This window comes from Serratia sp. PF-27, assembly GCF_030053255.1.
Lineage (GTDB): Bacteria > Pseudomonadota > Gammaproteobacteria > Enterobacterales > Enterobacteriaceae > Serratia > Serratia bockelmannii.
Genome location: NZ_JASGBT010000015.1, coordinates 693,042 through 716,605, shown reverse-complemented (window position 1 = coordinate 716,605; position 23,564 = coordinate 693,042). Strand labels below are relative to the sequence as shown.

At 58.9% G+C, this 23,564-nt stretch carries 24 protein-coding genes; 7 read left to right on the top strand and 17 right to left on the bottom strand.

Annotation, left to right across the window (positions count from 1 at the left end):
- Nucleotides 1-30 precede the first annotated feature (30 nt).
- On the bottom strand, nt 31-522 hold the full coding sequence (locus tag QMZ29_RS08235) for a Dps family protein (protein WP_004932132.1): 492 nt from the start codon (nt 520-522) through the stop codon (nt 31-33).
- A 200-nt stretch (nt 523-722) separates the two neighbouring features.
- The gene (gene smfY / locus QMZ29_RS08230; RefSeq protein ID WP_025303068.1) at nt 723-2,195 is read right to left on the bottom strand and encodes a multidrug efflux MFS transporter SmfY; all 1,473 of its coding nucleotides are present in this window, start codon (nt 2,193-2,195) and stop codon (nt 723-725) included.
- 127 nt (nt 2,196-2,322) lie between these two features.
- On the opposite strand from smfY, the gene QMZ29_RS08225 reads away from it, so the two are divergent.
- On the top strand, nt 2,323-2,886 hold the full coding sequence (locus tag QMZ29_RS08225) for a TetR/AcrR family transcriptional regulator (RefSeq protein WP_025303067.1): 564 nt from the start codon (nt 2,323-2,325) through the stop codon (nt 2,884-2,886).
- Nucleotides 2,887-3,028: 142 nt separating this feature from the next.
- On the opposite strand, the gene QMZ29_RS08220 is transcribed toward QMZ29_RS08225, so the two are convergent.
- The 5 genes from QMZ29_RS08220 to QMZ29_RS08200 form a co-directional block, all read right to left on the bottom strand.
- Entirely contained in the window at nt 3,029-4,036 is a 1,008-nt protein-coding gene (locus tag QMZ29_RS08220) for a substrate-binding domain-containing protein (RefSeq protein WP_025303066.1), read from the bottom strand.
- A 33-nt stretch (nt 4,037-4,069) separates the two neighbouring features.
- Entirely contained in the window at nt 4,070-5,047 is a 978-nt protein-coding gene (locus QMZ29_RS08215; protein ID WP_016927501.1) for an ABC transporter permease, read from the bottom strand.
- A 76-nt stretch (nt 5,048-5,123) separates the two neighbouring features.
- Nucleotides 5,124-6,629 carry a sugar ABC transporter ATP-binding protein gene (locus QMZ29_RS08210; RefSeq protein WP_060433196.1) on the bottom strand — a complete coding sequence of 502 codons (1,506 nt, stop codon included), beginning with the start codon at nt 6,627-6,629 and terminating at the stop codon, nt 5,124-5,126.
- Nucleotides 6,626-8,143: a xylulokinase gene (gene xylB, locus QMZ29_RS08205; RefSeq protein ID WP_261424826.1), complete on the bottom strand. Its 1,518-nt coding sequence runs from the start codon at nt 8,141-8,143 to the stop codon at nt 6,626-6,628. The genes QMZ29_RS08210 and xylB overlap by 4 nt, the downstream gene beginning before the upstream one ends.
- A gap of 4 nt (nt 8,144-8,147) precedes the next feature.
- Nucleotides 8,148-9,182 carry an NAD(P)-dependent alcohol dehydrogenase gene (locus QMZ29_RS08200; RefSeq protein ID WP_004932112.1) on the bottom strand — a complete coding sequence of 345 codons (1,035 nt, stop codon included), beginning with the start codon at nt 9,180-9,182 and terminating at the stop codon, nt 8,148-8,150.
- 228 nt (nt 9,183-9,410) lie between these two features.
- On the opposite strand from QMZ29_RS08200, the gene QMZ29_RS08195 reads away from it, so the two are divergent.
- Both QMZ29_RS08195 and QMZ29_RS08190 read left to right on the top strand, forming a co-directional pair.
- Entirely contained in the window at nt 9,411-9,965 is a 555-nt protein-coding gene (locus tag QMZ29_RS08195) for a D-lyxose/D-mannose family sugar isomerase (protein ID WP_025303061.1), read from the top strand.
- A 70-nt stretch (nt 9,966-10,035) separates the two neighbouring features.
- Nucleotides 10,036-11,037 carry a LacI family DNA-binding transcriptional regulator gene (locus tag QMZ29_RS08190; protein ID WP_141968469.1) on the top strand — a complete coding sequence of 334 codons (1,002 nt, stop codon included), beginning with the start codon at nt 10,036-10,038 and terminating at the stop codon, nt 11,035-11,037.
- Nucleotides 11,038-11,085: 48 nt separating this feature from the next.
- On the opposite strand, the gene QMZ29_RS08185 is transcribed toward QMZ29_RS08190, so the two are convergent.
- Together QMZ29_RS08185 and QMZ29_RS08180 are read right to left on the bottom strand one after the other, a co-directional pair.
- Nucleotides 11,086-12,036 (bottom strand): amidohydrolase family protein, encoded by a 951-nt coding sequence (locus QMZ29_RS08185; protein WP_261424821.1) that lies wholly within the window; start codon nt 12,034-12,036, stop codon nt 11,086-11,088.
- A 166-nt stretch (nt 12,037-12,202) separates the two neighbouring features.
- Complete coding sequence (locus QMZ29_RS08180; RefSeq protein WP_261424819.1) at nt 12,203-12,499, bottom strand: YciI family protein; 297 nt, start codon at nt 12,497-12,499, stop codon at nt 12,203-12,205.
- Between the two features lie 175 nt (nt 12,500-12,674).
- Here QMZ29_RS08180 and QMZ29_RS08175 point away from each other — a divergent pair, with 175 nt between their 5' ends.
- Both QMZ29_RS08175 and tonB read left to right on the top strand, forming a co-directional pair.
- On the top strand, nt 12,675-13,328 hold the full coding sequence (locus QMZ29_RS08175; RefSeq protein ID WP_025303057.1) for an epoxyqueuosine reductase QueH: 654 nt from the start codon (nt 12,675-12,677) through the stop codon (nt 13,326-13,328).
- Nucleotides 13,329-13,563: 235 nt separating this feature from the next.
- Nucleotides 13,564-14,307, top strand: coding sequence for a TonB system transport protein TonB (gene tonB, locus QMZ29_RS08170; RefSeq protein ID WP_049205514.1), 744 nt, complete (start codon nt 13,564-13,566; stop codon nt 14,305-14,307).
- 70 nt (nt 14,308-14,377) lie between these two features.
- On the opposite strand, the gene yciA is transcribed toward tonB, so the two are convergent.
- Both yciA and QMZ29_RS08160 read right to left on the bottom strand, forming a co-directional pair.
- Nucleotides 14,378-14,806 carry an acyl-CoA thioester hydrolase YciA gene (gene yciA / locus QMZ29_RS08165; RefSeq protein ID WP_004932085.1) on the bottom strand — a complete coding sequence of 143 codons (429 nt, stop codon included), beginning with the start codon at nt 14,804-14,806 and terminating at the stop codon, nt 14,378-14,380.
- 116 nt (nt 14,807-14,922) lie between these two features.
- Nucleotides 14,923-15,462, bottom strand: coding sequence for a septation protein A (locus tag QMZ29_RS08160; RefSeq protein WP_016927511.1), 540 nt, complete (start codon nt 15,460-15,462; stop codon nt 14,923-14,925).
- Between the two features lie 222 nt (nt 15,463-15,684).
- On the opposite strand from QMZ29_RS08160, the gene QMZ29_RS08155 reads away from it, so the two are divergent.
- The gene (locus tag QMZ29_RS08155) at nt 15,685-17,388 is read left to right on the top strand and encodes a SulP family inorganic anion transporter (protein ID WP_060433184.1); all 1,704 of its coding nucleotides are present in this window, start codon (nt 15,685-15,687) and stop codon (nt 17,386-17,388) included.
- A gap of 53 nt (nt 17,389-17,441) precedes the next feature.
- Here the strand turns inward: QMZ29_RS08155 and QMZ29_RS08150 are convergent, their stop codons facing one another.
- A complete protein-coding gene (locus QMZ29_RS08150) occupies nt 17,442-18,194 on the bottom strand; it encodes a YciC family protein (RefSeq protein ID WP_016927513.1) in 753 nt (250 codons plus the stop codon).
- A gap of 34 nt (nt 18,195-18,228) precedes the next feature.
- The gene (locus QMZ29_RS08145) at nt 18,229-18,669 is read right to left on the bottom strand and encodes a YkgJ family cysteine cluster protein (protein ID WP_025303054.1); all 441 of its coding nucleotides are present in this window, start codon (nt 18,667-18,669) and stop codon (nt 18,229-18,231) included.
- 286 nt (nt 18,670-18,955) lie between these two features.
- Here QMZ29_RS08145 and ompW point away from each other — a divergent pair, with 286 nt between their 5' ends.
- A complete protein-coding gene (gene ompW / locus QMZ29_RS08140) occupies nt 18,956-19,588 on the top strand; it encodes an outer membrane protein OmpW (protein WP_016927514.1) in 633 nt (210 codons plus the stop codon).
- A 44-nt stretch (nt 19,589-19,632) separates the two neighbouring features.
- Here ompW and QMZ29_RS08135 read toward each other — a convergent pair whose 3' ends face one another.
- The 4 genes from QMZ29_RS08135 to trpCF all read right to left on the bottom strand — a co-directional run bounded on the left by QMZ29_RS08135 (nt 19,633) and on the right by trpCF (nt 23,564).
- Nucleotides 19,633-19,947, bottom strand: coding sequence for a BON domain-containing protein (locus tag QMZ29_RS08135; RefSeq protein ID WP_025303053.1), 315 nt, complete (start codon nt 19,945-19,947; stop codon nt 19,633-19,635).
- A 217-nt stretch (nt 19,948-20,164) separates the two neighbouring features.
- A complete protein-coding gene (gene trpA / locus QMZ29_RS08130) occupies nt 20,165-20,971 on the bottom strand; it encodes a tryptophan synthase subunit alpha (RefSeq protein WP_261424809.1) in 807 nt (268 codons plus the stop codon).
- Nucleotides 20,971-22,161, bottom strand: coding sequence for a tryptophan synthase subunit beta (gene trpB, locus QMZ29_RS08125; protein WP_025303051.1), 1,191 nt, complete (start codon nt 22,159-22,161; stop codon nt 20,971-20,973). The genes trpA and trpB overlap by 1 nt, the downstream gene beginning before the upstream one ends.
- Nucleotides 22,162-22,202: 41 nt before the next feature.
- Nucleotides 22,203-23,564: a bifunctional indole-3-glycerol-phosphate synthase TrpC/phosphoribosylanthranilate isomerase TrpF gene (trpCF, locus tag QMZ29_RS08120; RefSeq protein WP_099817284.1), complete on the bottom strand. Its 1,362-nt coding sequence runs from the start codon at nt 23,562-23,564 to the stop codon at nt 22,203-22,205.

The window sequence follows — 23,564 nt, the reverse complement described above, 5'->3', positions numbered from 1 at the left end:
GAGAGGGACTGTTTTGTTATGGCGTCAGGGTTATTTTCCGAGGTAGGCGTTGAGCATCCAGACCTGTTTTTCCTGCTCTTTGATATAATCGCTCATCAATGACGCGGTGCCTTCGTCGCCGGCGTCTGCCGCTACCGTCAGCAGTTCACGCTGCTGCTGCAGCAAGATTGAATACCCTTCCAACAGGCCGCGCAGCGTGCCCTTATCATCGGTCACGTTGGTGTGTTCCTTGATGTCGGCGGTTTTCAGATAGTCGCTGAAAGCGTGACGCGGCTGCGAGCCCAGCGTCAGGATACGTTCCGCCAGCTCATCCACCTTGGTCAGCAGATCGTTGTAAGTTTCTTCGAATTTCGCGTGCAGCTCAAAGAACTGCGGGCCGGTAATATTCCAGTGATAGCCGCGCACGTTCATATACAGCACCTGATAATTCGCCAACAGCGCATTCAGCGCTTCGGCGAGTTTTGCCGATTGTTTACTGTCGAGGCCGATATGGGTTTTCGCTGCTTTCTTCGCCGTTGCCATAATAATCTTCTCCTGATTATTCGTTCCAAGGGTAGACAGAATCAATTTCCATAGCTGTTACAGTAACCGGATTTATCGCAGGGTTAAACACGATAACAGGCATCATTACCATCGCTTAAACCGATGACGATAAATCCGTCGAGCAAATTGCCGAATCAGTTTACGCAGGATCCGCCGGCGAAAAAAGCCGCTTTTATCGGTTACTTGCGCAGCGCCAGTTTTACCACGCCGGCGCCCAGCGCCATTAACAGCGCGGCGGCGATCAGCACCGTAATAAAGGCGCGATCGAAGGCCAAACGCGCCAGCTGCGTCAGCTGCTGCGCGCGATCGGCCGCCATTCCGGCGGCCAGCCGCAGGGCTTCGTCGATACTGTCGTAGGCCAAATCGCTGACCGGCAGCGCCGCCGGCAGCGCCAGGCTGTGACTGTAGACCGCCGTCATCAACCCACCGAGCAGCGTCACGCCCAGCACGCCACCCAGCTCGTAGGAGACGTCTTCGATAGAGGCCGCCATGCCGGATTTCTCCTCCGGCGCGTTCAGCATGATGGCGGTGGACGCGGCGGTGATCACGCCGCCGAGGCCAAAGCCCACCAACGCCAGGCTCACCAGCTGCGGTGCCATGCTGCTTTGATACCACAGGGCGAGGCCGGCGATGCCGAAGGCGGTCAGGACGAAACCGCCGAGGATGATGCTGCGCTCACCGTAGCGCGGCAACAGTAAACCGGCCATTGGCCCCGCCAGCGCCGAGGCCAGCGGGATCGGCAAGATGAACAGCGCTGCCTGCAGCGGGCTGAGGCCGAGCACCAGCTGCAAGCGTTGGCTGAGCACCAGCTCGACGCCGATCAGGGCCACCATCGACAGCAACGCCACGCCGATGCCGCCGGCGAACAGCCGGTTGCGGAACAGGGAGAAATCGATCATCGGGTGAGCGCTGCGCTGCTGACGACGCACAAACAGCACCAGGAACAGGATGCCGATCAGGGCCGCTGCGAGCAACGCGCTGAGGTCAGGCGCCGGCTTGCTCAGTTCCTTCAGCGCATAGATAGCGCCGACCAGACCGATCATGATCTGCACCGAGCCGACGATATCGGCGGGGCGCGGGTTATCGCCGCCGCAGCGGGGGATCAGTTTCCACGCCAGCGGCCAGACCAGCAACACCACCGGTACGTTGATCAGGAACACCGATCCCCACCAGAAATACTCCAGCAGCAGGCCGCCGACCACCGGGCCGATGGCCGCGCCGCCGGAGGCCACCGAGGCCCAGATGCCGATCGCCAGCGCGCGTTCGCGTTCGTCGGTAAAGACGTGACGCACGATGGACAGCGTGGCGGGCATCATCATTGCCGCGCCAACGGCGAGGAATACCCGCGCGGCGATCAGCCACTCGGCGGTGGGCGAGAAAGCGGCGCACAGCGACGCGACGGCAAACACCGGCAGCCCGGCGAGAAACAGCCGCTTATGGCCGATGCGATCGCTCAGCATGCCGGCGCCGGGCAGTAGCCCGGCGACCACCAGCGGGTAGGCGTTGACGATCCAGAGTTTTTGCGAGGCGCTGGCGTCCAGCGCCTGGGTTAAGCGTGGCAGAGCGGTATAGAGCACCGTCATGTCGATAACAATCAGGAACAGGGCGCTGGCGACCATTGTCAGGATTAACCAGCGGTTCTTGGCGTACATAAGTCATAATCCAGTTAACGTGGGCGGCGCGAAGGCGCCGCCATTGTGGTAACCCTCCGGCGATGCCGGGTGGTATACTGGCGATAATATATATCCATACGTTCGTATTGAAAAGAAGGGTTTCTTAATGGGACGTCAACGCAGCATCGATCGCGACAAAGTTTTGGACACCGCCGAAGAGATCGTCGCCACCCAGGGCGCCGCCGGCTTGACCATTGACGCCGTCGCCAAAGCGATGGGGATCTCCAAGGGCGGGGTGCAGTACTGTTTCGGCAGCAAAGACGCCCTGATTGATGCCATGTTCGATCGCTGGGGCAGTGCCTACGAGACGCTGTTCGCCGCTATCGCCGGTGACGATCCTTCGCCGCAGACCGGCGTGCGGGCGCATATGTTGGCGACGCAAAGCTCGGATCAGACCGCCAGCGCCAAGGCCGCCGGGCTAATGGCGACGCTGATTCAAACGCCGGAGCATCTGGCGAGCACGCGTGAATGGTATCGCAGCCGCATCGCCGGTTTGGATTTGACGACGGAAGAAGGCAAGCGCGCGCGCCTGGCGTTTCTCGCCACCGAAGGCGCCTTTATGCTGCGTTACTTTGGTTTGATGGATATCGACCAGGCGGAATGGGAAACGATGTTCACCGATATGCAGGCGTTGATTTTAACTGAGGGTGCCTATCGCACTGATAGCTAGTAAAGCCCGCAGTGAAAGGCGTATGTTTATCGCACAAGATATTCCCTCGAAGAACTTTTTAGCCAGCCACTCCGTGCTGGCTTTTTTTTGCCTGCGGCAAGCTTCGGAGCAAAGGCCCCCTGCGTGCAGGGGGCTCCGGACATTACTTGCGCGCGTCCAACAGTTGCTGGGCATTCTCTGTGGTAACGACGGTCCACGGAATGTAGTAATGCTTCTGCGTGCCACCCTCCCATTTCAGATCCTTGGCGTACTGTTTCCAGATATCCGACTGTGGTTGATAGCTTTCACCTTTCACGGCGCGCAGCGCGACGTCGATGGAACCCTGCATCTGGCCTTTGGCATCTTGCAGAATAGAGACCATTTCACCGGCCTGCACCGCATGAATCGCGTCGGAGACGCCGTCAACGCCGGCAATCGCGAAGTCCTTCACATTCAGGCCAGCGCCTTTGATCGCTTCGATAGCGCCCAGCGCCATCTCGTCGTTTTGACCAATCACGCCGTTGATTTTACCCCGGTGCTTCTGCAGCCAGTTTTCCATCAGCGGCTGCGCTTCCGCGCGTGACCAGTTGGCCGTTTTGCGCTCAAGTACCGTGACCTGGCCGGCGCCGCACTCGGCAATCGCTTTATCGTTACCCTTGCCGCGCTGGATCTCGCCGCTGCCGCCTTTCGGGCCTTCGATAATCACCACATTCACCTTCTGGTTCTTGCAGTCGAGTTTGTCCAGGACGGCTTTGGCTTCCAGATACCCCCCCAACTCGTCATTAGACACCACTTCAGACGTCATCGCGTCCGTGTTCAGGCGCGCGTTGGTGACCACCACCGGGATTTTGGCTTCGTTGGCATTGGTGACGATATCGATATTGGCCTCAAAATCCATCGGGTTGACGATAATGGCATCGGCGCGCGTTTGGATAGCGGTGGCGGCCTGATCGTTTTGCACCGATGCATCATAACGCCCATCGTAGAAGGTCAGCACGGCTTCGCCGCTTTTCACCGCCGGGTGTTCCTTCCCGAACCTTTCCATCAATTGCACGAACTCGGCTTTGTTGCCGTACATCAATACCGCGATTTTTACCGGGGCGGCCTGAGCTGCCGACAGGCTACCGAGCATCATGGCAGAGGCAAACAACGCTATCTTGGTCTTATTCATGGTTTTCTCCTGGTAGAGTTGGGTCTGATGTTATTAATCGCGCTGTTGCTTACGCGATGGGTCGAGCAATACGGCAAGAACGATCAATGCGCCTTTGATAATTTGTTGGTAATACGATTGCACGCCGAGCAGATCGAGGCCGTTATTCATCACCCCGATAATCAGCACGCCGAAGAAGGTGCCGACCAGCGTACCGACACCGCCGGCCATGCTGGTGCCACCGATCACCACCGCCGCGATGGCGTCCAGCTCATACCCTGCGCCGGCGTTGGTCTGCGCCGAACCGGTGCGTGCGGTGAGGATCAGGCCGGCGATGCCGGCCAGTGCGCCGCACAGCGTATACACCAGTATTTTGATGCGGGTGACGTTAATCCCCGAGGTGCGCGCGCTTTTCGGGTTGCCGCCGACGGCGTAGATGTAACGCCCGAAGAGGGTTTTATTCAGCACCAGCCAGGCGAGGGCGAACAGCACGATGAAGATGATGACCGGCACCGGAACGCCGCCGACATAGCCATTGCCTAACCAGCGGAAATCGCTGTTCAATTGCGATACTGGATTGCCGTTGGTGGTCAACATGGTTAACCCGCGCGCCGCGGAGAGCATGCCCATGGTGACGATAAACGGCTGCAACCGGTAGCGAGCCAACACGGTGCCGTTCACCAGGCCGCAGACGATGCCGATGCCCAGCGCCACGATCAGCGGCGCCATGACGGCGGTCGCGGTGTCGCCGATAGCCAATCCGCTGTTGTTGGTGGCGAAACGGGCGGCGACGATCCCGCTTAACGCCAGCACCGAGCCCACGGAGAGATCGACGCCGGCCGTAATGATGACGAAGGTCATGCCGATCGCCAGAATGCCGTTGATCGAGACCTGGCGCAGGACGATCAGGGTGTTTTCATTGCTGAGAAAATAATTGCTGCTCCAGGCCCCCTGAGCGACCTGATATTCGCCAATCAGCGCCACGATCAGGCACAGGGCGAAAAAGGCGATGATAATGCCGTATTTGTGCATACGGCGCTTATTGCGGGTGAAAAATGAAATTCCTGGTGATAAGGAGTGGGCGCTGCTCATTTTTTTTCTCTCTCTGTTAAACCGCAAGTTTCATCAGTGCTGCCTGGGTCGCATCGGCCGCCGAAAGCTCGCCGGCCAACTGCCCGTCGCGAAACACCAATATGCGATCGCTCATGCCGATAATTTCCGAAAGCTCGGAGGAAACCATGATGATCCCTTTGTTTTGCAAGGCGAACTCCGACATAAATCGGTAGATCTCTTTCTTGGCGCCGACGTCGATGCCGCGCGTCGGCTCGTCGAGCAGCAAAACCTCCGGATCCAGCAGCGCCCAACGGCCCAGCACCACTTTTTGCTGGTTGCCGCCGCTCAGGTTACCCACGGGTTGTTCGCCATCGTGGGTTTTAACGTTGAAGCGCTGGATCATGTCGCGGGTTCGCGCCTGCTCCCGTTTCTCGCTGACAAACCCCATCCGGCTGATGCCGGCAAAAGAGGCGATATTGATGTTTTCACTGACGGAACGGCACAGCACTAGGCCGGTTTCCTTGCGATCTTCCGTCACGTAGGCAATACCGCTGTCGATGGCCTTGCGCGGAGAATGGCGGTTCAGCGTCTTGTCACCCAAGCGGATCGTGCCGCTGTCGGCATGCTGAATGCCGAAGATAAGATCGAGAAACTCGCTGCGGCCCGAGCCCACCAGGCCGTAGATGCCCAGGATCTCACCGTGCTTCAGTTGCAGGCTGATATCTTTTATCTTGCTGCGCCAACACAGGTTGTTGACCTCCAGCAAGACCTCTTCACCGGGCTGATTGAATTTGGCGAACTCGCTGTCGTACTCGCCGCCAATAATGTGTTCGATCAGCTGCTCACGGGTAATGTCAGCGATATAGCCTTCATGGATATAGGCGCCGTCGCGGAAAATGGTGTAGCTGTCCGCGATTTGGAATATCTCTGACAAACGGTGGGAGACGTAGATAATGCCTTTACCTTTCGCCGCCAGTTGCTGAAGCGTCTGAAAGATTTTTTGCGCATCCTCCTCGCCAATCGCCGAGGTGGGTTCATCCATGATGATGATGTCGGCATTGGCATGCGACAGCGCTTTGGCGATCTCGACCAACTGCTGCTCGGCGACGCTCAGGTTGCGCATTTTCTCTCGGGCGTCGATCTTGAAATCGAGTTCCTTGAGCAAGCTGGTGGTGCGTTGATTGAGCGTAGCGAAATCGACGAACCCCAGGCGCCTCGGCTCGCGGCCCAGCCAAATGTTTTCGGCCACCGTCAGATCCGGGATCGCGCTCAGCTCCTGCTGCACGATGGCGATGCCGGCGTTGAGGGCTTCCCGGGGATGATGAAATTCACAGCGTTGGCCATTGATAAAAATGTCGCCGCCATCGGGTTGAATAAAGCCCATCAGAATGCTGAGAAAGGTGGATTTACCCGCGCCGTTGCCACCGCACAGGGCATGGATGGATCCACGCCGCAGGCAAAACTCCGCATTCTTGAGGGCCACGACCGGGCCAAAAGCTTTCCTGACGCCGCTGACCTCCAGCAGGTAGGCGGGCGCTTGCGTCTGGGGATCTCGCGTCACAGTTGCACCTCCGGATAGGTCTGCTGCAAGCGTTGCAGGTACCGTTGATAAAGCGTCTCGTATTGCGCCTGTCTGCCGGCATGTGGCCGTGTGCGCGTGGTCTCATCCAGCGCAACGAAACGTCGGCACAGTTCGGCCAGCAACGCGCCGGCGTTCCGCTGCGGATCGTCGGCCAACGTCGTCGCCCACATCGCCTGAATGGCGCCGCCCAGCGCGGCGGTCTCTTTGGCTTTCAGACAGACTACCGGGCACCCCATCACGTCCGCGACGATTTGTCGCCAGGCGGCGCTGCGGGCGCCGCCGCCGGTGAGGCGGATCTCGCGCGCTTCAATGCCCTGACGGCGAAACAGCTCGATGCCATAGCGCAACCCATACGTAGCGCTTTCGACTACCGCCAGGCAGAGATTGGCACGGGTAAAATTGTCGCTATCGAGGTTATGCAGACTGGCGCGTGCGTGAGGCAGCGGCGGAACACGTTCGCCATTGAAGAACGGCAGCATCTCGACACCGCCTGCGCCGGGCGAGGCCTGCGCCAATAAACTGTTAAAGCCGGCAAGGTCTTCGTCCAGCAGCGTTTGTACCGCAGTGGTGGCCGAGGTGACATTCATGGTGCAAATCAATGGCAGCCACCCATTGGTGCTGGAGCAGAAGCCGGCAATCATGTCCGATTCCGCCGTGACGGGGGCGGCAGACCAGGCGAATAGCGTACCGGAGGTGCCCAGACTCAGGGTAAGGGTGCCGGCCTCGATGTTGCCGGAACCGATGGCCGCCATCATGTTGTCGCCGCCGCCGGTCGATACCCGAACTGCCGGGCCGAGGCCGAGTTTTTCCGCGGCGGCGGGGCGCACCGTGCCGATGCAGCACTCCGCGCTTTTGAGCGGCGGCAGAGCCTGCCACAGGCGGCCGCTGTCGTCGATGAGATCGACCGCGGTTTTGCTCCAGCGACGGGTGCGTACATCGAACAACCCGGTGCCGGAAGCGTCGCCATATTCCGCTACGCGCTCCCCGGTCAGCCAGAAGTTCAAATAATCATGAGGCAACAACACGGTGTGCAGTTTTGCCCAGAGCGCCGGATGGTGTGTTTTGAACCAAAGGATTTTTGACGCGGTATAACCGGTGGCGATCCGCAGGCCGAGTGTTTCCAGCGAGCCGTTGGCTCCGCCGAGCTGTTGCAGGAGCCGTTCGTTTTCCTCTGCGGTTTCGGTATCGCACCACAGCTTGACGCTGTGCAGCACGTTGCCGTCTGCGTCCAGTGGCACAAACCCATGTTGTTGGCCCGAGACCCCCAGAGCATGAATCTCCCGTGCATCAACGCCGGCGTTAGTCACGGCTTGGCGAAAAGCGATGACTAACGCCTCAATCCACCAGTCGGCCTCTTGTTCGCGCCGGCCATTGGCTTGGCTGATGAGACGGTGAGGGGCGTTGCCCTCACCGAGGATCACGCCCTGTGTGCTGTCGACAATCACGACTTTCGTGCCTTGCGTACCGCAGTCTATGCCAGCATAGAGCGCCATAGGATCACTCCATTTCCAGCATGATTTTGATGTCCGAGGCATGTCCTGCCGCCGCGCGCTCGAAAGCGGCTACGCTGTCGGAAAACTTGTAGGTTTGGCTTATCAACGGCTGGACGCGCAATTTGCCGCTGCTCAACAGCCGCAGCGTGCGCGGGTACATGTTGGCGTAGCGGAAAATGGTCTTGAAGGTGATTTCCTTGGCCTGCGCGGCGACGATATCCATCGGCGCGGCATCGATCGGCATGCCGACCAGCACGGCGGTCGCCCCGGGCGCCGCATGCTCGGCCAGCGTAGCGATAGCCGGTTTGGCGCCGCTGCATTCAAACACGACATCGGCGCCATTGCCGCTGGTGAGCGCGGCCACTTTCCCCGCCAGGTCGCCGGTTTTGATATTGACGGCGTGCAGCCCCTCATAACTGGCCGCCACGGCGAGTTTTTCGTCAAACAGGTCGCAGATAATGACGTCCGAACAGCCGCCCGCCAGCGCCGCGAGGGCGGTGACCACGCCGATCGGCCCGGCGCCGATCACCAGTGCGATATCGCCGGGTTTGATCCCGGCTTTGGTGGCCGCTTGCATGCCGATGGCTAAGGGTTCCACCATGGCGCCCTCAGCGAAACTGACGTTGTCCGGCAATTTGAACGTGAAGGCGGCGGGGTGGATGACGGTTTCGCGCAGGCAGCCGTGCACCGGTGGCGTCGCCCAGAAGCGAACGGCCGGGTCCAGGTTGTAAATCCCGGCGCGCGTCTGCGCCGAGTTGAGATCGGGAATGCCGGGCTCCATGCAAACGCGATCGCCGATGCTGAGGTGAGTGACGTTTTTACCGGTCGCGAGCACCACGCCGGAGGCTTCATGGCCGAGCACCATCGGGGCGTTAACCACGAACGGGCCAATGCGGCCATGTTGGTAATAGTGCACATCGCTGCCGCAGATGCCCACGGAATGAATTTTTATCTGCACATCATCGGGCCCCAGCGTTTCGGCAAGCTGGACGTCCTCGATAGCGATTTCCCCCGCTTTGGCCAACACTAATGCTTTCATATTGCCTCCTGGTGAATCATTTTTATGGTAACGATATCATTTCAATGCGGCGATAGTGGGCTAAAGCGGGGGGTTAAACTGTGATCGATGTTGGAATTACTCGACGGGAGTTAATTTTGCTGGTGGGTTGTTATTCAATATAGGGATGAAGATCACAAAATAGGCGATGCAATGACGGTTTTAATATCAGCATGCTGATATCGATACCGTTACTTTGCAGGGGAAATGATGAACAAACAACAACGTGCCATAGCCGCTACGCTGGAATACTTGCGTGAGGCGGACATTGTTTTGACTGAGGAAGAACAGCAACGTATTGAAATTGCGACGTTTGGCTTGGCTGATTATCCCGTCTCAGGGCTGCAACTGCTGACCTATGTCAACTCACCTCGGTATTGTGCGAAAGAGTTGGTGCTGTTTCCTGGTCAGACTTGCCCGGAACATTTGCATCCTCCCTTTGCCGGCACGCCCGGCAAACAAGAGACGTTCCGCTGCCGTTGGGGCGAGGTGTTTCTGTTTGTCGATGACGAAAACCTGACGCTTAATGATGCCGGCGGCGAACCGGTATGTCGGGTGCCAGAGGGCGCAGAGCCTTGGTATACCTGCAATCGCTATATTCTCTTGCGGCCTGGCGAACAATACACCATCGCACCCAATACTCGGCACTGGTTTCAGGCGGGGAAGCGGGGTGCGGTGGTGTCCGAGTTTTCTTCCGAGAGCCGTGACGAGCTGGATATCTTTACCGATCCCCGGATTAACCGCCTGGCAGGCGTAAACCATTAGCGCCACAATGAAAGTTCTGTCATGATGTTGCCAATGGTACAAAATGATACTTTAAGCTAAGGAGTTGCATTTGGCAGTGGGTCGAGGACGGAAAGCGACGCTGGCTAGCGTGGCCGCACAGGCAAACGTCAGTAAAATCACCGCGTCGCGGGCATTTTCACAGCCGGACAAGGTTCATCCGGAAACGCTGCGCCGCATTCGGGAGACGGCTGCCGAACTCGGTTATGTGGTCAATGCCGCGGCGCGCAACCTGCGGGCGAAAAGCAGCAGAACCATCGGCATCGTCAACCCGGATATGGCCAACCCGTTCTTTGGCGGCCTGACACGCCTGATGACGCTTGAAGCGCAAAAAATGGGATACGACACCCTGGTGTTCGACTCCTATGAGTCTCAGGAAAGCGAAGACAGAATCATCGACAAACTGATTGGCTACAACGTCGATGCGATCATTCTCTCGGTCATTTCCAACGATCATCTGTACCAGCCTTCCTACCTAAAACGGTTGGAAACATTGAATATTCCGGTGGTGCTGATCGACCGGGAACTGGACAATCGCCACTGCAGCGGAGTGTATATCGATAACCTGGACTGCGGCCTCCAGGCGGGGCGCTGGCTTTTGGAACAGAAAGCGCAGCGGGTGGTGGTGGTGTCCGGGCCGGAGAACTCCAACGTGGCACGGGACAGAGTCACAGGGCTGCAGGCGGCGTTGCAAGGGAAAGTGGCGTCGTTTGAAGTGCTGTATGCCGATTTCTTTATGGACGTCGCCTGGCAAGAGACGAGCCGCTGGCTGGCCAATCACCGTGCGCCGGATTTTTTCGTCGGCTGCAATAACCAGATCTCGCTGGGCATCATCAAGGCTTGTATCGAACATCGGCTGCCGTTGATGCAGGACGTGTCGCTGTTCAGCATCGATGAGGTTTCGCATGCCGAGATCTACGGTTTTCATTTCCCCTGCGTGTCGCATGATTTGCAAGAAATCGCCTGGCAAGCCTTGAATCTGGCGATCCGTCGCATTGCCGACCCCGAGATCAAGCCGGGCAAAGTGGTGGTGCGGGGAAAACTCGTTATATAACGGCACGTGCAACCTTATGGGAAGGCTTTGGCTCACTCGCTCCGCGCGTTAGTTTGCACCCAGCCCAAACAGCGCTGCCGCATTGCGATCCAAAATGGCGTTCACCTCTTCCTCCGGCAAACCCGCCCGCCGTATGTAGTCCACCGTGGTTTGAAACAGTTCGCCCGGCTGGAACGGGAAATCGGTGCCGAACAACAGCCGCTCTGCGCCGAACGTCGCGGCCGCCGCTTGCAACGCGGGCACCTGATCGTGGCCTACCGTGTCGTACCACATGCGCAGGGCGGCGCGGCTCGGCGGTTCCGGCGTATTCGGCGCTTCCCACGCGACGGTTTGGTCGAGGCGTTCCAGCGTCATCGGCAGCAGGCCGCCCAGGTGAGGCACAATGATTTTCATCTCCGGAAAGCGTTGAGGGATGCCGTTGAGGATAAAGTGCATGGCGGCGACCGTGTCTTCGATCGGCGCGCCGATCGACCAGGTCAAGGCGTAATCGGCGATGAGCGGCGAGTGCGCGCCGCGGCCGGCGGGATGAATGGCCAGCACGCTGCGGCGGCGGTTGAGTTCCTGATAGAGCGGCTCGAACAGCGGATCGGCGATAGACAGCCCGAGCACCGAGGTGGTGATGCAGGCGCCCAGCATATTGAGCTGGGTAAAGGCCCTTTCAAGCTCGCGTAACGCAGCGTCGATATGCGGCAGCGGCAAGGAAGCGATAGCCCGAAAGCGGGTGGGATAACGCGCTACCAGCTCCGCATATTCATCATTGATCCGGCGTGCGGCATCAACAGCCGCCTGCTCGTCTTCCAGATGCGGCGACAGCGGCGTCGCCGACAGGATTTGCATGTCGATGCCGGCCTTATCCAGCAGGGCGAAACGCACGTCGAGTTCGTGCTCGGTGCGGCCGGCGCCCAGGTGCCGATAGGCGTCAACGTCGTTCACGCCATGCGCTTGCAAAAGATCCAGATACTCTGTGCTCCACAGGTGAGCGTGTACATCGAGTCGCATCGGTCGATCTCCGGAGTTCACGGCGACGCCGCGGGTTCAGGAGAGTATAGGCGGGCGACGCGACAGCCCCTGGCGCGAAAGCATTTTTTCTACCGACGAGTTAGGGTGAGAGCACGCATTGATCCGGGAGCGGCGCGCCGCTCCCGATCAGGCAACGTGCAGCAGGTCAGAACACCTGTTTGAACGGCTTCACCGTCACGTCGGCATAGACGCCTGCGGCGATATAAGGATCCTGTTGCGCCCAGGCCTGAGCTTGCGCCAGCGACTCGAATTCGGCGATCACCGTCGAACCGGTAAAGCCGGCCGCGCCGGGATCGTTGCTGTCGATGGCCGGATTAGGGCCGGCGATCACCAGGCGGCCGGCGTCGCGCAGCGCCTGCAGGCGCGCCAGGTGTGCCGGGCGAACCGCCAGACGGTTTTCCAGCGAGTTGGGGACGTCTTGCGCGTAGATCAGATAAAGCATGTTTCACCTTTAAAATCATGGCTATAAAACGGTGCTACCAAGGTAGCGCAAAAGGCGCGGCAGGGGAACGGTGCGCGGCGAATTTCCCCGCGGATTGGCGCTTATGCCTTGAAGCCGCTACTTTTTATTCGTATAGTGCGGCGCGCTTAAACTGATATGCCATTGAGGTGAGGATATGACGGAACTGGTAAGGGAAAAACTCGATTTGCCGGCGGGCAAAAGTAAACTGCTGCTGCACTCTTGCTGCGCGCCCTGTTCCGGCGAGGTGATGGAAGCGATCCAGGCGTCCGGGATCGAGTACGCCATTTTCTTCTATAACCCCAACATTCACCCGCAAAAAGAGTACCTGCTGCGCAAGGAAGAGAACATCCGTTTCGCCGAGCAGCACGGGGTGCCTATCATCGATGCCGATTACGACACCGACAACTGGTTCGCCCGCGCCAAGGGGATGGAGAATGAACCGGAGCGCGGCATTCGTTGCACCATGTGTTTTGACATGCGTTTCGAGCGCACGGCGCTGTATGCGCATGAGCACGGTTACGACACTATCTCCAGCTCGCTGGGCATCTCGCGCTGGAAGAATATGCAGCAGATCACCGACTGCGGCATTCGGGCGGCGGAAAAATATCCCGATCTGGTGTACTGGGATTACAACTGGCGCAAGAAGGGCGGTTCGTCGCGCATGATAGAGATCAGCAAGCGCGAACGCTTCTATCAGCAGGAATACTGCGGCTGCGTCTATTCGCTGCGCGACACCAACCTGCACCGCAAGGCGCAAGGTCGGCCGCTGATTAAGCTGGGCGTGCTTTACTATGGCGATGAAGAATAACGCTTAATCACCGCAATCGACCCGCTACGGCGGGTTTTTTATTTTTGACGTCCGGCCAAACGTTAATGAAGCGTGTTGTTCCGGCGATAAAAAAGCAGCGGCCAGGTTAATATCCTTATGAGTTTGCTGGTTTTAGCCGCGCATACTGACGATTAAAGCGATAGTTTGCCTTTCGTTATTGAATATGATTGCTATTTGCATTTAAACTTGGCGAACCAGAGGAAACAGAATCATTATGCCGCTAAAAAAGATGTTCCTTAATCGCCGTATATCCGTGCCTTTCGTCTTGTCCGTAGGCCTGCACAGCGCCCTGGTGGCGGGATTGCTTTACGCTTCGGTAAACGAAGTAGTGGAGCTGCCGAAGCCAGAGGACGCGCCGATCAGCGTCATGATGGTCAATACCGCCGCGATGGCCGAACCGCCTCCGCCGGCGCCGGCTGAGCCGGAGCCGCCGCAGGTCGAACCTGAGCCGGAGCCAGAACCGGAACCTATTGTGGAGCCGCCGCCGAAGGCGATCGTGAAGCCGGAGCCGGTCAAGCCGAAACCAAAACCTAAGCCGAAGCCAAAGGTCGAAAAACAGGTCAAACCGGAGCCGAAAAAAGTCGAGCCGCGCGAACCGTCACCGTTCAACAACGATTCGCCGGCCAAGCCGATCGACAAAGCGCCGGTGAAACAGGCGCCTGCCGCGCCGGTGCAGGGCAATTCGCGCGAGGTCGTGCCGAAGGCGTTGGTGCAGTCCAAACCGATGTATCCGCCGCGCGCGCTGGCCTTACAGATTGAAGGCAGTGTTAGGGTCCAGTTTGATGTCGACAGCGATGGTCGCTTGAGTAACGTGCGTATCTTGTCGGCCGAACCGCGCAATATGTTCGAGCGCGAAGTGAAGCAGGCGCTACGCAAATGGCGCTATGAAGCCAAAGAAGCGAAAGACCTCATCGTCAACATTCGCTTCAAGCTGGATGGCTCGACCGAATTGAACTGATTTCGGTTTGCGCCAAGAAAAAAAGGGTCGCCTCGGCGACCCTTTCTGCATTTACGGCGCAGCCGCAGGCTTACTCTTCGAAACCGACGCGGAAATTCATTTTGCCCTCAGGTAGCGCGCGCGAGTTGCCTTCCGCATCGACCGCCACATAGGTGAACACCGCTTCGGTCGCCCGGTAACGCTGGCCGATCGGGGCGGAAGAAACTTTCTTTACCCACACTTCGATATTGATGGTGATCGAGCTGCGTCCGGTGCGGATACAGTGCGCATAGCAGCAAACCACGTCGCCTACCGCCACCGGTTTCAGGAAGGTCATGCCGTCTACGCGCACCGTCACCACGCGCCCCTCGGCGATCTCTTTTGCCTGGATGGCGCCGCCGATGTCCATTTGCGACATCAGCCAGCCGCCGAAAATATCGCCGTTGGCATTGGTATCGGCCGGCATCGCCAGCGTGCGCAGCACCAGCTCGCCGCTGGGTAAAGGTCGTTGTTGTGTCATAGCAGTCTGCTTTTAAAAGGAAGGGATAACATCATACTGCCCGCGGCAAATGCCGCAGGCATTAACAATTTTGTAACTATTTTGTTTCTTCTGCCGGTACGTGCCGGTATTTGTAACTATTTTTTCTGTTCTTCCGGCATGTGCCGGTAAATATAGATACCGCTGAGGAGGGTGAAGACCAGCGTCAGTACCGTCAGGCCAAAGACTTTGAAATTGACCCAGACGCTTTGCGGCAGCCAGAAGGCGACATAGATGTTCGCCAGGCCGCAGGCCAGGAAGAAGATCGCCCAGGCCAGATTGAGGTTGCTCCACACTTTGTCCGGCAGCGTCAGCTCTTTGCCCAGCATGCGCTGAACCAGCGGTTTTTTGAGCACCCATTGGCTGATCAGCAGCGCCAGCGCGAACAGCGCGTAAATCACCGTGACCTTCCATTTGATGAACAAATCGTTATGGAACACCAGCGTCAGGGTGCCGAATACCAGCACCATCAGGAAGGTGATCAACGTCATCTTCTCGACCTTGCGGTATTTCACCCAGGTGAACACCAGCGCCAGCGCGGTGGCGACAATTAACGCGCCGGAAGCAACGTAAATGTCGTACAGCTTGTAAAACGCGAAAAAGACAATTAACGGGAGGAAATCAAGAAACTGCTTCATAAATCAATCCATCATCTGTTCATCGGCCGACTATACCGGATTCGGCGAGCTCTGTGTACCGCCGGGCGTTGCCGATTATCGGCGTTTGGCCGGCGGATTTCTGCCGCGAAAGCAGGAATTTGCATAAACTTACGCAAGAAAGTGCCGGTACATTGCCAGCGCGGGCCGCAGGCCGCATAGTAAGTGTCATAATAACCAGATAATTTACCGCGGAAAACAAGCATGCAGTGGAAATCTCTCCAGGCCCTGACGCCTGGTTTGACGCATTTATTGGGCTATCAACGCAGTTGGCTCAAGCCGGATATTCGCGCCGGCCTTTCCGTCGCCGCCGTCGCCCTCCCGGTGGCCATCGCCTACGCCGAACTGGCCGGGGTCAGCCCGGTGGTGGGGCTCTACTCCTGTATCTTGCCGATGATGGCCTACGCGCTGTTCGGCTCGTCGCGCCAGCTGATCGTCGGGCCCGACGCTGCCACCTGCGCGGTGATCGCCGCAGTGGTGACGCCGCTGGCAGCGGGCAATATGGAACGCCATTGGCAACTGACCATTATGATGACCGCCATGATGGGCGGCTGGTGCCTGCTGGCCAGCCGGTTCAAGCTGGGGGCGCTGGCGGATTTGCTGTCGCGGCCGATCCTCAGTGGGCTGCTGAACGGGGTGGCGATCACCATTATTGTCGATCAGATCGGCAAGGTGTTGGGGTTTACGATGCGCCCGGCACAGCTGATCGAGCGCATCTACGCGCTGCCCGGTAACCTGCTGCACAGCGACTGGCTGACGATGGCGGTGTCGTTGCTGACGCTGGTGACGCTGCTCGGATTTAAAAAATGGCGGCCTAACTGGCCGGCGCCGCTGTTCGCTATCGTGCTGGCGGCGTTCGTGACCTGGGCGGGCGGCCTGCAGCAGCATGGCGTGGTGACGGTGGGCGGTTTCAGCGGCGTGCTGCCGATCGTCCAGTGGCCGGACTTCCAGCCCGGTTTGCTGCGCGACATGGTGATCCCGGCGCTTAACCTGGCGGTGGTGAGTTTTGTCAGCATGATGCTCACCGCCCGCAGCTTCGCCGCCAAAAACGGTTATGAGGTGAACGCCGACGCCGAGTTTCGCGCGCTGGGGCTGGTGAATATCGTCTCTGCGCTGTCGCAAGGTTTCGCCATCAGCGGCGCGGATTCGCGCACCGCGGTGAATGATGCCAACGGCGGCAAGAGCCAACTGGTGTCGATCATCGCCGCCGCGGTCATTGCCTTTGTCTTGCTGTTCCTGATGGCGCCGCTGCAGTTTATTCCGGTGGCCGGGTTGGGCGTGGTGCTGATGTATGCGGCCTGGTCGCTGCTGGACATCCGCGGCATCTGGATCTTGCGCCGTCGCAACGCGCAGGCGTTCCGCCTGGCGCTGTTTACCTTCCTCAGCGTGCTGCTGGTGGGAGTGATCAGCGGCATTGGGCTGGCGGTGTTGCTGGGGCTGATGCAGTTTCTGCGCACCGTCTTCCGGCCGACGGAACAGCTGCTGGGCGTCAACGACGAAGGCATGATCCATTCCATGGGCAATAACAATGGGGTGAAGGCGGTGCCTGGCGTCATGATGTATCGCTTCAATTCGCCGCTGACCTATTTCAACGTGGCGTATTTCAAACGCCGTATTCTCAATTTGGTCGACGGCACGCCGTTCCAGCCACGTTGGGTGGTGGTGGATGCGGTGGCCAGTTTCACCCACGCCGATATCAGCGTGCTGGCGGCCATCGACGAACTGAAACGCGACCTGTTACAGCGTAACGTAAGGCTGGTGCTGGCGGGGCGCCGCACCGAGCTGACGCGTTGGTTCCGCATCAACCGCTTAGGGCGCGACAAAGAGCTGATTTTGGTGCCGGACCTGTATCTGGCCCTGAAACTGATTCAGAGTAAGGAGCAGGCGGAAGCCGCCGTGATGGGGTAAACAAAAAAAGGGGCGCGCCGAAGCGTGCCCCTTGGTTTTTGCTTGCGCCGGCGTTAGCCGCGCAGCAGCATGTACAGACGGAACAGGTAGATCAGCAGCAGAGCAGACACCAGGTTGCTCAACGCGGTCAGTACCACGCTGGCGACGTTCGGCGTCAGTACCGACAGATGGCTCACCAAAAACAGCACCAGCAGCTTGGCCGCCAGCCACAGCATCATCGCCGGCACCAGCACGCGCGCATTGGCGAAGGCTAATTTGCTGCTCAGCTTGAGCGAAGCGAAGACGCCTTTTTTGTCGACGGAGGCGATCACCGGCGCCAGTGCGAAGGCGATAGCCATCAGCACGCCCGGCACCACAAACAGCGTCAGGCCAAGTTGGATCAGCAGGGTGCAGATAAACAGCAGCAACAACAGGCGCGGCAGATCGGGCGCCGAAGCGCCGAGCGCGCGCAGGGCGCTGGTGCGTTGCCCTTGCGACACCAGACGGATCAGCGTCAGCATCCCGCCGACCAGCAGCACGTTGCCGACCAGCGCGGAGAAGGTGGCGGCCGCCGACACTTTCAGCAACACCATCTGCTGTTCCGGCGTCATCTGCTGGATCACTTCCTGAATGCCCATGCCGGTAGAGGAAGCGAAATCGCTGGTGGTGGCAGCGAGCGTCGCCAACTGTTCGGCATCGGGGCTGAAGGCCTGATTCAGCAGCACGGAGATAAACGCCGTCAACAGCGCCAGCATCAGGATGCTGGCCAGTTGATTGCGTAAAAAGTTAAAACTGTCACGGTACAAAGCGTTGGCCGTGATAGGCATGCAGACTCCTTGGCGTCGGGAAAACAGAGATAAATCAGTGGGTGATTGTACCCTGTTCCACGCCGCTGTGGCACCCCGCGAATTGCACTACGCCTATTTCTTCAACGATCGTCGTCTCAGGCAGCGATAGCGGCAAGGGCACCGGCAAGGGGGGCAGGCCGTAGCGTTCCCGGGCGCGATCGCAGGCTTCGTTACGCAGGCCGTTTTCACCGGACTGATCGAACTCTCTGCACGGGCTGGGTCGATTGAGGTAGATCGAGCAGGACACGGCTTTGCCGATCTCGCCGTCCAGCGCGGTGCAGCGGGGGGACTTGCTGTTGGTCCCCTGCATGCAGCGCAGGAACGGGCTCAAAGGCTCCGTCAGGGAAAGGGGGACGGTGCCGCCGCCGTCTTCGGCTTCGGCCCAATAGAATGACACTCGAAAATAACCGCAGCATGCGCCGCAGCTGACACAGGGATTAAGGATTTCGCTCATCTTGATTGCCCGCCGACTCCTCACGGCACCAACCAAAACCAACACGGAAAATGAAATTACCTCAGCCGCATTTTTCTCCGCAACTGAAATTTGAACATGTAGATAATTTGCAACAAAATCGTTTTTTTGATGCAGATCAATCCTTGATTTATTAGACGGTTAGGTAACCTTGTTTTTAGTGGGATTTTAAATTTTTACACATAAGATGTGATCTCGATGGGATCACAAATACCCGAAAGTAGGTATATTCCCCCTCGAGCTATTAACCACACAAATGGAATGGATAATGAAAAAGACAACTCTGATGGTATTGGCGACGATGATGGCGCCTATGTTGGCAAGTGCGCATCAGGCCGGTGATTTCCTGTTCCGCGCGGGAACCGCGACCGTGCGTCCAAATGCGGGTTCAGACAACGTACTGGGGTTGGGCTCGCTGGATGCGAAAAACAACACCCAGCTCGGTCTGACCTTCGGTTACATGGTGACGGACAACATCGGCGTTGAGTTGTTGGCCGCAACGCCATTCCGCCACAAGGTGACGCTGGGCGGTACCGATCTGGCGACCGTTCACCAACTGCCGCCTACGCTGATGGCGCAATACTACTTCGGCGACAAGCAGGACAAACTGCGTCCTTACCTGGGCGTTGGCGTTAACTACACCACCTTCTTCGACGAGAAGTTCAACGACTACGGCAAAAGCGCCGGGTTGAGCGACCTCGATCTGAAAGATTCCTGGGGCGTGGCGGCGCAGGCCGGCCTGGATTACAACCTGGATGAGCACTGGATGCTGAACATGTCGGTGTGGTGGATGAACATCGAAACCAAAACTCGCTTCAACGATGCGAATGGTGGGCACCATAGCTTCGATACGCGTCTGGATCCGTGGGTGTTCATGTTCGGGGCGGGTTACCGCTTCTGATGAAGGCTTCAAGCAGGGAGGCGTTGCGCCTCCCTGTGTCGGTATTATTTAATCTGCATCACGTTTTCAACAGATTTCACGCCGGCTACACCGCGTGTGACCTGCACCGCACGGTTGGCGTCATCGCTGGACGTCACGAAGCCGCTCAGCTGTACGCGCCCTTTAAAGGTTTCCACGCTAATCTCGCGTGACTTGATGTTTTTATCCGCCAGCAACGCCGATTTCACTTTGGTGGTGACCACAGTGTCATCGATATAACCGCCTGTTCCCTCTGATTTTGCCGTCGGCGCGCAAGCGCTCACCGCGACCGCCACAACGGCTGCCATGCACAAGGCCGAAAGGGTTTTAAACAGCTTCATAAATTACTCTCCATGCAATGTTATGGTTGAAATTCGCTACGGTTTTTCGCCGCAGCGAGCGCATTCCCCAAATCAAACGAAGAAATGCATAGCGAACAAAGTTCATTGTGAGACAAGACTGGGTTTTGTTCAAATTTTTGCTGTAAATAAATGGAACAAACTTTGAAGGGAAACAAGCTGTTAAAGCGAGCGCCGGCAGGGCGCTCGCTAAAGAGGATCACGCCCGGGTGGCGCGCTTCATATTGCTGACAAAGGCCGCCAGCTTAGTCAGCATCTCCGCCGGGTTGGCATGGTGCTGTTCGATGATTTTGACGATTGCCGAGCCGGAGATCGCGCCGGCGGCCCCGGCCTGCAGCGCCGCCTTCACCTGCTCGGGTTCGGAGATGCCGAAGCCCTGCAGCGGCGGCGCGGCGTTATACTCGCGCAGCTTGTTCACCAGGTGATGCAACGGCAGCTGCGCTCGGCTTTCGGTGCCGGTGACGCCGGCGCGCGACAGCAGGTAGGTGTAGCCGCGGCCGTGCGACGCGATTTCACGCAGCAGATCGTCATCGGCGTTCGGCGGGCAGATGAAGATCGGTGCGATACCGTGGCGAATGGCCGCGGCGCGGAACGGCGCAGACTCTTCAAACGGCACGTCGGCGACCAGCACCGAATCCACGCCCACTTCGGCGCAGCGTTGGTAAAACGCATCGATGCCTTTATGGAACACCAGATTGGCGTACATCAGCAGCCCAATGGGAATGGTCGGGTGCTTCTGGCGGATGGCCGCCAGCATCTCGAAGCACTGGGTCGGCGTGACGCCGGCGGCGAAAGCGCGCAGCGTCGCGCTCTGGATAGTGGGGCCATCCGCCAGCGGATCGGAGAAGGGGATGCCCAACTCCAGCGCGTCCGCACCGGCTTCGATCAGGGTGTCGATAATCTGCAGCGATAGCGTCGGATTGGGATCGCCTAACGTCACGAACGGGACGAAGGCGCCTTCCTTGCTGCTTTCCAGACGCGTGAACAGTTGCTGATAACGTTCCATCAGATTTCTCCCCGAGCTTTCAAAATGTCGTGAACGGTAAATATGTCTTTGTCGCCGCGGCCGGACAGGTTGACCACCAAGATTTGCTCTTTCTGCGGCGTTTCACGGATCATTCTCAGCGCGTGCGCCAGGGCGTGTGAGGATTCCAGCGCCGGGATAATGCCTTCATGGCGCGACAGCGCCTTGAACGCTTCCAGCGCTTCGTCGTCGGTGATCGACACGTATTCGGCGCGGCCGGTGCTGTTCAGGTAGGCGTGCTGCGGCCCGACGGACGGGAAGTCCAGCCCGGCGGAAATCGAATAGGACTCTTCAATCTGGCCTTCGTCGGTCTGCATCATCGGCGCCTTCATGCCGAAGTAGATGCCGACGTGGCCGTGCTTGAGCGGCGCGCCGTGCTGACCGGTTTCGATACCCAGACCGGCGGGTTCCACGCCGATCAGCCCAACGTCGGCGTCATCGATAAAATCGGCGAACATGCCGATGGCGTTGGAGCCGCCGCCGACGCAGGCGATGACCGCATCCGGCAGACGGCCTTCGCGCTCCAGCACCTGCGCTTTGGTTTCTTCGCCGATCATGCGCTGGAATTCACGCACGATGGTGGGGTACGGGTGCGGGCCGGCGGCGGTGCCGAGCATGTAGTGCGCGGTTTCATAGCTGCCGGACCAGTCGCGCAACGCTTCGTTGCAGGCGTCTTTCAGGGTGGCGGAGCCGCTGTGCACCGGGATCACTTCCGCGCCCATCAGCCGCATGCGGAACACGTTCGGCGACTGGCGCTCGACGTCTTTGGCGCCCATATAGATGCGGCATTTCAGGCCGAGCAGCGCGCAGGCCAGCGCCGACGCGACGCCGTGTTGGCCTGCGCCGGTTTCCGCGATGATCTCGGTTTTGCCCATGCGCTTGGCCAGCAACGCCTGGCCCAGCACCTGGTTGGTCTTGTGTGCGCCGCCGTGCAGCAGGTCTTCACGCTTCAGATAAAGCTTGGTGTTGCTGCCGGCGGTGAGGTTTTTGCACAGCGTCAGCGCCGTCGGGCGGCCTGCGTAGTTCTTCAACAGATCGATGAATTCCGCCTGAAACGCCGGATCGCGCTGAGCGCTGACAAAGGCTTCTTCCAGTTGTTTCAGGGCCGGCATCAGAATTTGCGGCACATACTGGCCACCAAATTCGCCGAAGTAGGGGTTAAGCAGCGTCATGAGAGTTCCCGTTATTATCCGTTATTAATGTTGAGCCGTATTCAGTAGGCGCGCAGGGTCTGGAAGACCGAGGCCAGGCGCGCGGGATCTTTGATGCCCGGTTCGCTTTCCACGCCGGAGTTGAAGTCCAGCCCGGCGCAGCCGAGCTTGGCCGCTTCGACGCAGTTGTCGGCGCGCAGGCCGCCCGCCAGCATCACGTTAGTCAGATCTTCGTCTTGCAATACCGACCAGTCGAAGCGTTGGCCGGTGCCACCGGCACCGTTGTCGAGCAGGTAGCGATCGACATACTGCAAATCGCGCGCCGGCACCCGATCTTTCACGCTCAGCGCTTTCCAGATGCGGCAATCGGCCGGCAAGCGGGCGCGCAGGGCGCTGATATAAGCCTGGTCTTCCGCGCCGTGTAATTGCACCGCGTGCAGACCGAGGCGCTCAACGGTCAACGCCACGGTCTCGACCTGGGCGTCGCAGAATACGCCGACGTACTTCAGCGGCGCGCCGGAAATCACTTCGCGGGCGCGGGTGATATCCACGTAGCGCGGGGAGCGGCCGACGAAAATCAGCCCGCCGTAGATGGCGCCCGCCTGATACGCGGCGGCGGCGTCCTGTGGGCGGGTCAGGCCGCACACTTTGTTGTCGCCCAGGATCACGCGGCGCACGGCGGCGCGCAGATCGGGTTCAGACATCAGCGCGCTGCCGATCAGAAAGCCGTTGGCGTAATGGCTCAGCTCGCGGATCTGCCCGTAGTTGTTGATGCCCGACTCGCTGATCACCGTTACGCCATGCGGCACGCGCGGCGCCAGCTCACGGGTGCGGTTCAGGTCGATGCTCAGATCGCGCAGATCGCGGTTATTGATGCCGACCACGCGCGCTTCCAGCGCGATCGCCCGCTGCAGCTCTTCTTCACTGATCACTTCGGTCAGCACGCCCATATTGAGGCTGTGGGCTACCGCGGCCAGCTGGCGGTACTGCTCGTCGGTTAACACCGACAGCATCAGCAGAATGGCGTCGGCCTGATAGTAGCGCGCCAGGTAAATCTGATACGGGTCGACGATAAAGTCTTTGCACAATACCGGCTGGCTGACGGTCTTACTGACCAGCGGCAGGAAATCGAAGCTGCCCTGGAAGTATTTCTCGTCGGTCAGCACCGAGATCGCCGAGGCGAAATCTTTATAGACCGTGGCGATCTCCACCGGATCAAAGCTCTCGCGAATCAGCCCCTTGGAAGGCGAGGCCTTCTTGCATTCGAGAATGAAAGCCGTCCGGGTGCCCTGCAGCGCGTGGTAGAAGCTGCGTTCGCTCGGTACGATGTCATTCTGAAAGCCGGCCAGGGGCTGTTGCTGTTGTCGCGCCGCGATCCATTGCGCTTTGTCGCGGACAATCTTGTGTAGCACGGTTTCCTGCAT